The 13,342-nt window shown below is 43.1% G+C and carries 13 protein-coding genes and 1 pseudogene; 11 read left to right on the top strand and 3 right to left on the bottom strand.

The window, feature by feature from the left end:
- Window positions 1-256: 256 nt before the first annotated feature.
- The 5 genes and pseudogenes from P2A85_RS26895 to P2A85_RS26875 all read left to right on the top strand — a co-directional run bounded on the left by P2A85_RS26895 (window position 257) and on the right by P2A85_RS26875 (window position 8,617).
- A complete protein-coding gene (locus P2A85_RS26895; RefSeq protein WP_377476454.1) occupies window positions 257-2,011 on the top strand; it encodes a CapA family protein in 1,755 nt (584 codons plus the stop codon).
- Window positions 2,012-2,596: 585 nt separating this feature from the next.
- A complete protein-coding gene (locus P2A85_RS26890) occupies window positions 2,597-2,818 on the top strand; it encodes a hypothetical protein (RefSeq protein ID WP_377476451.1) in 222 nt (73 codons plus the stop codon).
- 420 nt (window positions 2,819-3,238) lie between these two features.
- Window positions 3,239-6,172 carry a hypothetical protein gene (locus P2A85_RS26885; RefSeq protein WP_377476449.1) on the top strand — a complete coding sequence of 978 codons (2,934 nt, stop codon included), beginning with the start codon at window positions 3,239-3,241 and terminating at the stop codon, window positions 6,170-6,172.
- Window positions 6,173-6,241: 69 nt separating this feature from the next.
- Window positions 6,242-6,475, top strand: a pseudogene (locus P2A85_RS26880) (Ig-like domain-containing protein); the annotation flags it as partial.
- A gap of 3 nt (window positions 6,476-6,478) precedes the next feature.
- Window positions 6,479-8,617: a hypothetical protein gene (locus P2A85_RS26875; RefSeq protein ID WP_377476447.1), complete on the top strand. Its 2,139-nt coding sequence runs from the start codon at window positions 6,479-6,481 to the stop codon at window positions 8,615-8,617.
- Here P2A85_RS26875 and P2A85_RS26870 read toward each other — a convergent pair.
- Window positions 8,576-8,797 carry a hypothetical protein gene (locus P2A85_RS26870; protein ID WP_377476444.1) on the bottom strand — a complete coding sequence of 74 codons (222 nt, stop codon included), beginning with the start codon at window positions 8,795-8,797 and terminating at the stop codon, window positions 8,576-8,578. The two genes, P2A85_RS26875 and P2A85_RS26870, sit on opposite strands and share 42 nt — an antisense overlap.
- A gap of 94 nt (window positions 8,798-8,891) precedes the next feature.
- Here P2A85_RS26870 and P2A85_RS26865 point away from each other — a divergent pair, with 94 nt between their 5' ends.
- The 6 genes from P2A85_RS26865 (at window position 8,892) to P2A85_RS26840 (ending at window position 11,546) form a co-directional block, all read left to right on the top strand.
- Window positions 8,892-9,194 (top strand): hypothetical protein, encoded by a 303-nt coding sequence (locus P2A85_RS26865; protein ID WP_371118193.1) that lies wholly within the window; start codon window positions 8,892-8,894, stop codon window positions 9,192-9,194.
- 1 nt (window position 9,195) lies between these two features.
- Window positions 9,196-9,615 (top strand): putative toxin-antitoxin system toxin component, PIN family, encoded by a 420-nt coding sequence (locus P2A85_RS26860; protein WP_377476442.1) that lies wholly within the window; start codon window positions 9,196-9,198, stop codon window positions 9,613-9,615.
- A 357-nt stretch (window positions 9,616-9,972) separates the two neighbouring features.
- Window positions 9,973-10,221, top strand: coding sequence for a hypothetical protein (locus P2A85_RS26855; protein WP_377476440.1), 249 nt, complete (start codon window positions 9,973-9,975; stop codon window positions 10,219-10,221).
- Complete coding sequence (locus tag P2A85_RS26850) at window positions 10,208-10,588, top strand: type II toxin-antitoxin system PemK/MazF family toxin (RefSeq protein ID WP_377476438.1); 381 nt, start codon at window positions 10,208-10,210, stop codon at window positions 10,586-10,588. Before P2A85_RS26855 ends, P2A85_RS26850 begins: the two co-directional genes overlap by 14 nt.
- Window positions 10,589-11,046: 458 nt before the next feature.
- Window positions 11,047-11,289, top strand: a complete 243-nt coding sequence (locus P2A85_RS26845) for a DUF4926 domain-containing protein (protein ID WP_377476436.1) — start codon at window positions 11,047-11,049, stop codon at window positions 11,287-11,289.
- Window positions 11,290-11,357: 68 nt separating this feature from the next.
- The gene (locus tag P2A85_RS26840; protein ID WP_377476434.1) at window positions 11,358-11,546 is read left to right on the top strand and encodes a hypothetical protein; all 189 of its coding nucleotides are present in this window, start codon (window positions 11,358-11,360) and stop codon (window positions 11,544-11,546) included.
- A 185-nt stretch (window positions 11,547-11,731) separates the two neighbouring features.
- Here the strand turns inward: P2A85_RS26840 and P2A85_RS26835 are convergent, their stop codons facing one another.
- Both P2A85_RS26835 and P2A85_RS26830 read right to left on the bottom strand, forming a co-directional pair.
- Window positions 11,732-12,022: a hypothetical protein gene (locus P2A85_RS26835; protein WP_377476432.1), complete on the bottom strand. Its 291-nt coding sequence runs from the start codon at window positions 12,020-12,022 to the stop codon at window positions 11,732-11,734.
- Window positions 12,023-12,128: 106 nt separating this feature from the next.
- Window positions 12,129-13,145 (bottom strand): Rieske 2Fe-2S domain-containing protein, encoded by a 1,017-nt coding sequence (locus P2A85_RS26830; RefSeq protein ID WP_377476430.1) that lies wholly within the window; start codon window positions 13,143-13,145, stop codon window positions 12,129-12,131.
- Window positions 13,146-13,342: the final 197 nt, after the last annotated feature.

Here is a 13,342-nt window from a genome sequence, read left to right as displayed (position 1 = left end):
GGTTTCTTTCAAAAATCGTCGCTTTATCCGAGAGATATTGACGCAGAAACCGGGTTTTTGACCCCCCGTGCGTCCAGGACTGATTTATTTACTGATATAGCAGTCCTTGCAGGAGTCGTAAAGTTTTTTACCCCACCCCAACCCTCCCCTTATTAAGGGGAGGGAGTAAGAAATTCACAAATGATTTAGGATTGCTATATGGTGTAATTTTGGTATAAAATTAACCTAAATTTTTAGTGTGAGAGTAGAGGCATTTGTGAGCCAACAAGATATTGTAAATTTAGCCAAAGAAGGCGATGCTAAGGCGATCGCATTTTTGATCTCTCAAGCACTCCAAAGCTTTGGAGTCACAGCTAAAGCCAGTCGCGAAAACAACACCTTGCATCTGTTGCTCGAAGGTGAAAAATTACCCGCCCAAGATGCTTGCATCCGAGTCGCAGTCAAAGGCTTGCAGAGACTGCAACCAAATCACCTTTACTCCCTGACAATTTACGGGCGACAAAATGGTGAACAATGGCCAGCTTGGACTCAGAATCTCGAATTAACCAAACCATTAAACTCCCAACCAGCAGTTACAGGGGCTGCTCGAATTAGTGCGGTTTTACAAAAGGTTGAACCAAATCAAAATGTCAAAATTGCTGCTCCTCAAATCAGCGAGCAAACAGCACCAAAACCATCTGTACTTACCACTGAAAAACCAAAAAATCCTCAAATCAGCGAGCAAACAGCACCAAAACTATCTGTACTTACAACAGAAAAACCAAAGAATCCACCGCAAGAACAACAGCTTGTCAGCAGCAAAAGTAAGCATCAAAAACCTTGGCTTTACATGGCTGGTTTGAGTCTAATTTTAGTGCCGATATCTGGGATTGTTCTGGCTACTCAACTTTACAAATCGCCAAGCACCGCTGCTACTGAGACTGAAATACCCCAGGCGGAGGTACCGGAAGTGCGATCGATAAACTCCCCATCACCAACTCCCCAAGCCATCCCCACTCCAAAAACACCGCCCGTAGCAGCCAAAAAAACCGTCACAGCACCCGCAACTGTCAGCATCAAAGCAGTGGGGGATATTATCCCAGGTACTAATTTTCCCTACAACAAATTACCTCAAAAAAAGGAGCTTTTATTTGAGTCGGTTAAACCGCATTTGAAAGGATCTGATATTCTATTTGGCAATTTTGAAAGCACGATGACCGATCATCCTTACAGCTCAAAAGGAGGCGGCGGAGGTATGTTGTTTGCCTTTCGCACACCTCCGAGTTATGCAAAAATCTTGAAAGATGCTGGTTTTAATATTTTGAATATTGCCAACAATCATTCCTACGATTTTAACGAGCAGGGATTTAAGGATACGATTAAAAACATTGACAGCAATGGGATGAAAGCCGTTGGGAAAAGAGACCAAATTGTCTATAAAAATGTCAAAGGTGTGAATTTTGCTTTTATCGGTTTTAGCAACTACGGCGAAGTTCACAATTCGTTATTGGAACTAAAGGCTGGGGCGGAAGTTGTCAAAAAAGCTAAGGAAAAGGCTGATATTGTGGTGATATCTGTTCATGCCGGTGCGGAAGGAACGGGGGCTTTGAATGTGCGAAATAGAACTGAATTCTTTGCTGGTGAAAACCGGGGAAATATGGTTTTGTTTTCGCGAACAATGATTGATGCGGGTGCGGATTTGATTTTGGGACACGGGCCCCATGTTGCGAGGGCGATGGAACTGTATAAGGGGAAATTGATTGCTTATTCGCTGGGCAATTTTATGGGCTATCGTACTTTGTCAACTGTGGGAGAATTGGGTAAATCTCTGATTTTGGATGTGAAGATGAATCCGCAGGGTGATTTTGTATCTGGTAAGATTATTCCGATCGCACTTAATGGCCAGGGTATTCCGTCTGTGGATGATGATTTTAGGAGTGTGAAGTTGATTCGGAGTCTGACGAAAAGCGATTTTCCTAATGCTGGTTTGAGTATTGGCGATGAGGGACAAATTGTGAAGCAGAGTAATTAGTTGATACCAATTTTTTGTGAGGCTGCATAGAATTTGATCCCCCCTAACCCCCCTTAGTAAGGGGGGGACAAGAGCGCTTTCAAAGTCCCCCTTTCCGCATCCCCCCTTAGTAAGGGGGGGACAAGAGCGCTTTCAAAGTCCCCCTTTCCGCATCCCCCCTTAGTAAGGGGGGGACAAGAGCGCTTTCAAAGTCCCCCTTTCCGCATCCCCCCTTGGGGGGGGGCAGGGGGGGGTTGGGATGCGAGGGGGATCGGAATATTAGGTGTAAATATTACAGAAACCGGAGTTTTTGGTTCTAGTTGAAGGCTGAAATGCAGCATCTAGGTAAGAAATCCGGTTTTTGGGTGTAAAACTCAATTAAGTTTTTGGGATAGATAGTGAGAGATAGGGCGATCGTGTAAATGATTGTTACAAAATCTGCAATTATGCGTAAAAAAGATAGGTCATTTCCGAAATATATATAGAGACTAATATTGAGGGAGGACAATTGATGAGTTTGATTGAGGAGGATGAAGAAGGATATGGGCTTGTGAAGTAGGGAACGATGGTAGTCAATCTAAATCTAATCAGAAGGTGAAACCAAATATGTCATCATCGCACAACGTTAAAAGACATACTGTTAAACAAGTTTTTGACCAGGTTGAGAAGATTCTGGAGGAAACTTGGCAAGAAACTGGGTTTGGGAAGGTGACAATTGAAAGTGAAAGGGAAAAGAGCAATGTGATTCGGGTAATTGTCAAGGGTTCGACTTATTATAAGTTCTTTATTGACGATGAAGAAGTTGGTAAGTGGAGTTCGAGGAAGTAGGTGCGATCGAGCTATTTCACAATCGGGCTAAGTGACTTGGGTAATGAGATAGAGAGTCACCTCACAAAAACAGAATGTTCAGATACCCGACTGCTTAAAGCAGTCGGGTATTTAACAATGCGAGGGTTTTACGTTTAATTACGTTGTGTTATTTATCCCTGTAGGATGTTGACAAATAGACTAAGATGGTGTACCTTATCAATTTAAGGTGCATAAAGCAAAAGTGCATCTGTGCTGCAAGGCTGAGAGCGCTGCCAGCATTAAAGTTTGAATCATCTAAATAAACACAAAACCTAGTTCGAGACTGACGAGAGGCTCAGCGGTGGGCTGGGGAAGTGGTGATATCGCATTATGTGCGATCGGCCCTTCTCCGGCCTTTTGTATTTTTGGCAACAATTAGTTTTTTTGAGGAGATAGAATATGGTAGGCCCTAGTCCTGATGGCTCTTTATATCTTTTAAACAACACCCCTGGATATTTTCAGATAACTCCCGGCTTGCTTGTTAATCATTCTGGGGGATTACTTGCTTTTGAAGGCAGTGATACTGTGATAGGTTCTACAGATGCTGACCGCGTTAATGGAAATCAAGGTTCTGATATCCTATTCGGGGATGAAGGTGACGATAGTATTCGTGGCGGAAAAGAAGATGACTTGATCCTGGGCAACGCAGGTAATGACTTACTTTTTGGAGACACAGGTAACGACCTTTTGATTGGAGGTCAAGTTAATTACCTGCTGACAGGAATTAATGACAACGATACCTTAGTTGGCAACCTCGGTCAAGATACCTTAACTGGAGGTGCAGGCGATGATCTATTTGTCCTGAGAGAAGACGTAGGGGTAACGGCTGTCACTGCTGATTTAATAACGGATTTCGGTAATGGTTTGGATCGGATTGGTTTAACAGGGGGACTAACTGAAGCTCAGATAGCTCTGGAATCCTTTGAGGGAGCGACTTTAATTAAGAATCAAACTTCAGGAGGGATTTTAGGACGAGTTGCAGGCGTTTCGGCTACACAACTTAATGGTCGGTTCGTCTCTGCTGATGCACTATTCAATAACAACTTTAGCGGAACGCGCGACTTGGGTATCCTCAATCAAACCCAAACCTTCAGCGACTCTGTAGGGAATTCTAAACCCGCGAACATCTACCGCTTCAGTGTTAATGCTCCTAGCACCTATTTCCAACTAGGTCTCAATGAAATGACCGCTAATGCTGATGTAGTATTATTTCAAGATCGCAATAGCAACGGTATGATTGATGGAGATGAAATTATAGCTTTCTCGGAAGCGGAGGGAAGCAATCCAGAGAGAATTGACATCCTTCTAAATTCAGGTACTTACTTGCTTGTAGTTGGGCAGTTTAAAGGCGATACAAACTACAAGCTGAACCTGTCAGCACTCCCATTAGGCGACTTCTCAAGTAAGGCGCAAATAAGCCTTTCTGGTGTATCTGAGACAACCGTAAACCCAGTTAACAGTAGCATTAAGTTCAATGTTTCAGATGGTTCATTTTCCACAAATCCAGTTAATTTCCTTGTCTTTAAAAATCAGGAATTAATACCACAAAGCGCTCTTGAAATCTCAGAAAATTCTATCTCAATTCCATCTGGGCTTACAGAGGGTCGTAATGACATAGATATCTACGTCAAGGATAACCAAAGCCTTCGTCTACTGACAGATGCGACTTTGTGGGCTGGGAGTCGAACACTTAATGTTACCATCCGTGATAAGAATGGTCAGCCAGTTAGTGACACGATTGTGAAAGCAAAGCTTGGTGATAACCAGGACGTTTTAGCAGAAGCAAAGACTTCTGGCGATGGTCGAGTTAGCTTCCCAAATCTCCCAAATCGGACAATCGTCTTAGATGCTCTAGGTAGCGAGGGTCGCTTTGCCTCCGCTGCTGCAACTGGCAATGCTGGAGCAGTGGTTTTAACACTAAAGGGATTTGATGCACCAAGTCTAATTAATAACAATGATTTGAGCCTGGGTAAAGACGGTTGGAATATAGGAAATGCACCAGTAAGTCTGCTTCAAAATGAGAAACCTGTAGGTTCTGTTCAGCAACGATCGCAGGCATTGATGATAACACCAGGCCTCCAAAGTAGCAATTTAAACGCATCAAGCTTTGAGACTAACCAACGGAATATTGAGGTAACACCCAAAGAACAAGCCTCAATAGTTTCCTCATTGAATCGTACCACAAGTCAGACATCTGACACTAACTCTGAGCAAGATATTAAGGAAGACTCAAGTACAGGAATAGATTTAGTATTAGGTACATCTGGTCAAGGTGAAAAATCAATTTCACGAACTTTTACAACCAAGCCTGGAACGGAGAATGTAACTTTGCGTTATCGATTTATCACCAGTGAGGTGCCCGGTGGGTATTTTGGAAGTCAATACAACGATTATTACAGTGTTTCGCTCCGTAGTTTAAAGGGTGGTGGTTTGGAAACAGACGGTAACACAATGAATGGACTTGGCCGGGCAGCTTTTGATGCCAATGGTGCAACTGAATTTCGTGAGGTAACTTTACCCGTCAGTAAGGATGGTGATACTATACAAGTGGACATTGGTGTTGCTAATGTTGCTGATGGAATACTCGACTCTCAAGTAGTAGTAGATGAGATTCGTGAAGAAGATAAGACTGATTACGAAGATGTTGAAATCAGGTTCAAGACTTTCATTCCAAGTGAGGCTGTTTCATTAGTGCCTGAAATTTTAACAAAAATTCCACTTGGAGTTCCCGGCTTACTACTTTACTTGTCTCCAATTTTTAATGGAAATGATCGCAGTTTTTCCTATGATGGAACTTATAAAAGCTTTCAGCAAGTGGTTGTAACTGCCGACCCTAAAAAAGAACCAATTGTACGTAAGGATAAGCCCGATTTTGGGGAAACAAAGGGATATCTTCCGTTCCAAGGCTCCCAAGTTCCGGGGAAACCCTTTTGGTGGTGGCAGCTTAATCCAGAGGAAAAGGACAAACCTTTGTTGGGTGAAAAGAAATTAGAACCCACAGAGGAAAATAACAATATTTCAGTTGAGCGCCTGCCATCGGATACAGTTAAAACCACACTAAAAGTGAGTGGGGGTATCGCGCTGTTTCCTCAAGGTTTTGCCCCTAAAATCAGTGCAAACATGGAGGTTTTCGTCCGACAAAAAGAAGGCAAAAAACCAGAATTTAGGATAAATGCCAGACATGATGGATTCCCTGCATATGAACTTTATGTTAATCGTCAGCTTGCCTATAGTTACGATCCCCTGAAAGCTGGCAAAAGCCCTTTTGATCTCTTCCCTCCCAAGGATCAAAAGAGTAATATTAGCTGGCAGAATGTACCAATATCGGCTTAAAGTGCTGAATAACATTAAAGTCATTTAGATTTGTCTGATGTACAAATGCGATCGCTTTAAAAAAGGGCGATCGCCTCCCCATTCACCGCCAACAGCGACTTTTCCACCACCACCGTCAACACAGCCACAAAAATCGATATCCTAGCCAACGATACCACCGCCAAAGACCCCCTCTCCATCAAAGAATTCAACACAAAATCAGTTGCCGGCGGCATCATCACCCTCGACAACAACAACACCCCCAACGATAAAACCGACGACAAACTCACCTACACCCCACCCCTAGACTTCACCGGCACCGATAAATTGAACTACCTCCTAACAGACGGCCAACAAATACAAGCCGCCACCGTTAATATCAACATCAACAGCCTCAAACTTGACAACCTTTCCGGCAATAACGGCTTCGTCCTCAACGGCACAGAAGCAGGTAACTTCTCAGGAGTTGCTGTTAGCAAAACCGGAGATATCAACGGCGACAAAATTGACGATATCATAGTCGGATCATTCGGTGCCGACCCCAATAATGTCAACGCCGCAGGCAAAAGTCAAGTCATCTTTGGCACTCAAAAATTTCCCGCCAGCGTCAATCTTTCCCAACTCAACGGTCAAAATGGTTTCACCCTCAACGGCACCGATGCCGAAGGTTTCAGCGGCGGAACAGTTAGCAGTGCCGGCGATATCAACGGCGACGGCATCAAAGACTTTATTATTGGTGCCTTCGGTGCCACTGTCAACGGTCAAAACAATGCCGGAAAAACTTACATTGTCTTCGGCACAAACCAAGGATTTCCTGCTAACTTCAACCTGGCTAATTTGAACGGGAATAATGGTTTTGCCGTGACAGGAACCAACACCTTTGACTACGCCGGCCTCTTTGCCACTGGGATTAGCGATATTAATGGCGATCGCATTGACGACATACTCATCAGCGCACCCGGCCCCCTTGGTGGCACACCAGGTAAAAGCTACGTCATCTACGGCCGCACCACAGGTTTTTCTCCTAACTTCAACCTAGCTGAAATTAACAACAATAACGGCTTTGTTATTAACGGCATCGACGGCAATTCTAGCGGTACTGCCAGCAGTGGCGATATCAACGGCGACGGCATTCCCGACCTCGTAATTGGTGCAGATGGCGGCAACACCAGCGGCGGGATTAATGCAGGCAAAACCTACGTTATATTCGGTCAACCAGGAGGATTTACTGGCAGCGTCAACGTCCCAGAATTAAATGGAACTACCGGATTTGTCATCGCCGGCCTCACTCCTCAAGAACGTTCTGGAATCGCTCTCACCGCTACAGGAGATATTAACGGTGACGGCAATAAAGACATCGTAATTGGCGCTCCCGGTGCGACAGTGGGCGATCGAATTAACGCAGGCAAAACCTATGTAGTTTTTGGTAAAAAAGAAGCATTTCCTGTCATTGTCAACCCCGCTGAATTGAATGGCAATAACGGCTTTACAATTTCCGGTTTCGATGCTGAAGGCTCAGCAGGAAATGCCGTTAGCTATGCCGGAGATATCAACAAAGATGGCTTTGACGACTTATTAATCGGAGCCTCCAGCGCTAACTCTAACAGCAAAAACAATGCAGGCAAAACCTTTATTGTTTTTGGCAAAAAGGAATTTTCAGCTAACTTCAGCTTAGCAGAAGCTAACGGTAAGAATGCCTTAGTTTTAAATGGAGTAGAAACCGATGGTTTAGTTGGCACTGCTGTCAGCGGTGGGGGAGATATCAACGGCGACGGCATCGACGATATAATCGTTGGCGCACCTGGCAGTTTATTTCAAAATTCTCCCGGCAAGAGTTATGCCGTTTTTGGTAGTCGAGGTTTTGGTTTTGCTAACCCGAATAATGGTTTGCAAGGCACGGTTCAAGATGATATTATCAATGGAACCCAAGCAGATGACACGATTTCCGGTCAACAAGGAAATGATAAAATCTTTGGCAATTCAGGTCAAGATGTGTTATCTGGGAATCAAAATGATGACTATTTAGACGGTGAGAAAGGGCAAGATATCCTAATAGGTGGAGATGGAAATGATACCCTCATGGGTGGACTTGGTAAGGATTTACTGACAGGTGAAAGTGGTAACGATATCCTCACCGGAGTTGACATCAATGCTATTAACCCCGGCATTGAGGAAATTGACACCTTAACTGGCGGAGGTGGTAGCGATATTTTCGTTTTGGGAGATGTCAATAACACTTACTACGATAATCTGGATAACGATTACGCGCTGATTACTGACTTTAATGCCAGTGAAGATAGTATCCAATTGCACGGGAAAGCCGATGATTACTTGCTAGTTCCTTTCTCGCAGGCTAACCAAACTGGTACGGCAATTTACCGCAAGGCGGCTCAAAATGAATTAATTGGGATTTTGCAAGGAGGGTCAAATTTGAGCTTGAGTGGCAGCTATTTCAGGTTTAGCTGAGTTAAATCTAATTTGTAGGGGCGGTGCCCCCGTGCCCGCCCGATCGATTATGCCACCCACAGATAATCTTGATAAACCCGCCCCCACCACACTGTGAAACTGGCTACAATAATACACGCGATCGCGCTTTTTCCCGGCACGTTTATCTGGGGTAAAAGAAGCGCGATCGGTTTGAATCAAGGATTTTTTCAGAACCCGTGCCTAGAGGATGGAAAATTTTTGCATCAAACAGTATAATGGATTATATCTCACTGATTTTCACCCCCAAAAAAATATGAAATCAGAAACCGTTAAAATTAATCCTGATGGAACGTTAGTTTTACCCGAAGAACTGCGTTTGCGGCTTCAGGATAATCAAGAACTGCAAGTGGCTTGGAATGATAAATTTATGGTTATCAATTATTCCATCTTGCCTCAAGAAAAATCAGAATTTGACTTAGACACAAAAATTAAACATTTTTTTAATCAATTAGATCAATTACTGGTTTTCAATGAAATTGATCCCATTACTCCCGATGATATAGAAACAGAAATAGCCGCTTATCGGATGGAAAAAAATTCTCAAAATCAATCATAATATGCGTGTAGTCATTGACACCAATACAGTGATTTCTGGATTTCTCTGGGGAAGTTATCCCCGCCAAATTATTGACTTAGTTCGGACTCAGGAAATTACTGTCTATACTTCTTCTTTCTTGCTTCAGGAGTTATCCGAGGTTTTAAGTCGCCCTAAATTTTATCAACGAATACACACTGTTATTGAAGAAACCCCGGAAAGTTTAGTTAATAATTATCGCAATTTAGTCAAAATTGTGGAAATTTATCAGGTGGAAAAAATTGTTATTAACGATCCTGATGATGATCAAGTTTTAGCTTGTGCTATTAGTGCTAATGCGAATTATATTATTTCTGGCGATCAAGATTTATTAACTCTAAAAATTTATCAGAATATCCCCATTGTCACGGCTAGGGAATTTATGAAAATTTGGCTGAGTTAATCCTGTAGGGTATCTTTCGCGCTTCCCTATTCAATTCTCACGGATAACATTCCTAGGCCAGCCCCCCAATGCGCGATACGGTTTCTGCAAGGGAAGCGCGATAAAGTTCGCAAGTGAGCGCGATCGCGCTTCTTTTATCCACGTTTATCTGGGGTAAAAGAAGCGCGATCTCTTGATATCAATGTAGGCGCGATCGCGTTGGGTACGAAAATAGCGCGATCTATTTGTTGGTGGGGTTGGGGCGGGTTTTTATAAGTTGTCGATGGGTGTCAAATATTTAAGCAAAAAATTGATATTTAGTGTTATAATAATTATTAAAATTAGCCTTTTTGTGCAAACAATAGCCAAATTTATATTATGACTCAAACAATCGTAAATGTATCAATTCCTTTGACCACAATCATAGAAGCCATCTCTCGTCTGGATTTAGAAGCTAAACATGAACTGTATAACTTACTAGAACAACAAATTCAGGAAGCCGAAGCTAACCTCTCAGAAGTTGATATTTACGATTGGGGCATCAATGGTCAACCCCAAGGGAAACCAGTTGAATATATCCCAGGTTTAGGATTAGCAGTAATTGGAGGTAAAGATGTTCCAGCCTGATTTACTTTCAAGCGGGGATGTCATCTTAGTTGCCTTGCCCGGTCACATTCCGAGAAGACATGAACAGCAAGGCAATCGACCTGTAATTGTGATTGGATTGCCTTGGGGAGAAGTACGTTATCCAATGTTAATAGTTGTACCTCTGACAACTCAAACCGGATTATGGTCACGCCAAAATCCAAGCCTTTATCCCTGTTTAGAAGCTGGAGTAGGTGGTTTGACTCAATCTTCTATAATTCTCCTGGATCAATTGCGGAGCATCGATCCTCGTCGAGTTCTAGCTTATTTAGGAACTTTAACCGCTGAACAATATATACCGATTCAGTCTGGATTAATGCAGTTGTGCGGACAAGCAAGCATTAATTAAAACGAAATTTTTTGGTGGGGTAGGGGCGGGTTTATATAATTTATCGATGGGTGTCAAATATCTAGGCGAACCCGCCCCTACAGGCCTGTAAAATATGGGGATAAATTTGTAGGGGCGGGTTAACTGATCGATTATGCCACCCACAGATAATCTTGATCAACCCGCCCCCACCCAACGGTGAAACTTGCTAGAATAATGTACGCGATCGCGCTTTTTCCATCCATGTTTATCTGTGGTAAAAAAGGGCGATCGCTTTTCTTTTGTGAAAGGGCGATCGCCCTTTAAATAATATATGATTTTAAATTGACTATACTAATCTTACAAAATCAAGTAAGTGAAACTATCTAATGTGACCATTATTGCTGAGACCAAAATAACTCAGTATTTGCTCAAGTTCTTAGTAGAAGATGATAAATCTTTGTTTCTTGCACAAGCCAACCCAATAAGGAGGTATGAAAATGAAATTTCCCTTGTTTAAAAGAGTAGCATTACAAACAGATGTACCCAAGTACAAACTCTGTCGAGGAGATATTGCCACTATTGTTGAGCATCATCCCCACCCCGATGAGGATGGCTACAGTCTTGAAGTTTTTAATGCTTTAGGTGAAACTATAGCTGTAATTACCTTAGCTGAGTCGGAAATTGAACCGTTGATGTCTAATGAAGTTTTGCGTGTCAGAACTTTGACTGAGGCTGCATAAATCAATATCTAATACTCATCGTCTTTTTTTGCGAGGTGCGATCGCTTTTTTTCCATCCATGTTTATCTATGGTAAAAAAAGAGCGATCGCTTTATATCAATATCAATGTAGGGGCGATCGTATTGGTTACGAAAATATTGCGATCGCTTTTTTGGGGAGGGCGATCGCTCCGATCTCTTTCAGGTTTAACTGATAATTGTCAGGCCAGTTTGCATCATTTGTTGGTGGGGTTGGGGCGGGTTTTTATAATTTGTTGATGGGTGTCAAATATCACTGGCGAACCCTTCGACCCTTCGACCCTTCGACCCAACGACTGCGTTTATCCTGCCCTTCGACTCCGCTCAGGGCATCGCCCGCCCCTACAAGCCTGTAAAATATTAGGATAAATTTGTAGATACCGCCTGTGTTTTATGTGCGCCTGTCATCAGTAATGTCCGCTTATCTACACAACAGACTTGTTGAGTCTAAGGGGCGGGCCAACTTCACCGATTTCTGATGTCCTTGAAGAACACTTTCTACTGTTACAGAACCATTTGCATAAAACTTTCCTTGTTTCTTTAGATTCGCTTTGATTGTCGATACGATCGCCTGATGATCGATACGATCGCCTGATTGTCGATACGATCGCCTGATTGTCGATACGATCGCCTGATTGTCGGTACGATCGCCTGATGATCGATACGATCGCCTGATTGTCGGTACGATCGCCTGATTGTCGATACGATCGAATCAATGATGTGGCGATCGACTAACTCACTCTTTTAAGATACAAGGGGCGGGTTTCACCAACAATAGTCGCCAAAAACCGACTATCTCAAAAACCCGCCCCGGCCTATGTATTATGGACTGACTTTAGTTTTTTCAGTTTCGCCGTGGGCTTTTAGGAGTGCTGCAATTTTGCGTCGCATGATAATTCCTGGCTTATCTGTGAGCATATGTTGTTCTTGGGTGATGTCGAGGGGAACGTCCCAATCGGTTGTTTCTAAAATGCGTTTGTCTTCTAATGTAACGGCGCGATCGAAGGCAATAATATCGCTGGTTTTGGCATCGGCTTCGGTGTCGTTGCGGAGGCAAAATTGCACCATTTGAGAAGTGGAATCGTTAATCGGAGTCATGGTATTGACAATGATGTGAACGAGTCCATTTGGGTAAACAATCCTGAGTTTGACGGTAAATGGCATAAACCAAATTCCATCGATTGTCCGCACGGTTTCCTTTTCCTCCATTTTTAAGTTTTGCTGTTGCTGGGCGGGATTGACGACACCTAAAACGCTGTGGTAGTGTAGTTCCCATTCTGTTTCTTGAAATTCCATTACATCGGGTGTAAGATGTGATTCGCTGCCGAAGGTTGTGGTGTGTACAAAAGTAGGATGAGCCATGTCTAATTCATTTTCCATTACTCGCAATCCCGCGCAATTCCAGGGTTCGTAAAATTCGTGAATTTGGCGGTAGTTGGAGTCGGAAGCTTCGGGAATATCGGGAATATCTGTCAGGGGTTCTCCCAGACAAACCCAAGCGTATCCGTAGCGATCGCACGTTTGGTATGCTTTTACTTTGTAGTTGGGGGAGATTGTGTCCTTTTGCTGCTGCGGAACGCAAACACAGGTTCCTGATGAGTTAAATGTCCAGCCGTGGTAGGCACAGGAAATGTTACCATCGACAACTTTTCCGAGGGAAAGTTTAGCTGTGCGGTGACAGCATCTGTCTTCAACTGCTGCGGGTTTACCTTGGGAATCCAACCACAAAACTATGGGTTCGCCTAATAGTTCAAAAGCTTTTGGTTCGCCGGACAATTCGGCGGTGCGAATTACTGGATACCAGAATTGTTTGAAAACAGGTTGCTTTGTGACTAACATAATCCTTCCTATCCTAAATAATAACTAACCTATTCTTCCTTCTCCCTTTGGGGTAGGGGGGTTTTTCTTCCTTCTCCCCTAGGGGGGATAGGGCTGTTTCATTCTCTAATTTTAGCACATCTAAAATTCTGAATGAAAAAATAAATTCATATCCCGCTCTAACACGCTTAAATTCAACAATCAGTATTATTAATATT

This window comes from Microcoleus anatoxicus, from assembly GCF_042465725.1.
In the GTDB taxonomy this organism is placed as follows: domain Bacteria; phylum Cyanobacteriota; class Cyanobacteriia; order Cyanobacteriales; family Microcoleaceae; genus Microcoleus; species Microcoleus anatoxicus.
The sequence above is the reverse complement of the archived record's forward strand: the minus strand, read 5'-3'. Positions and strand labels throughout refer to the sequence as shown.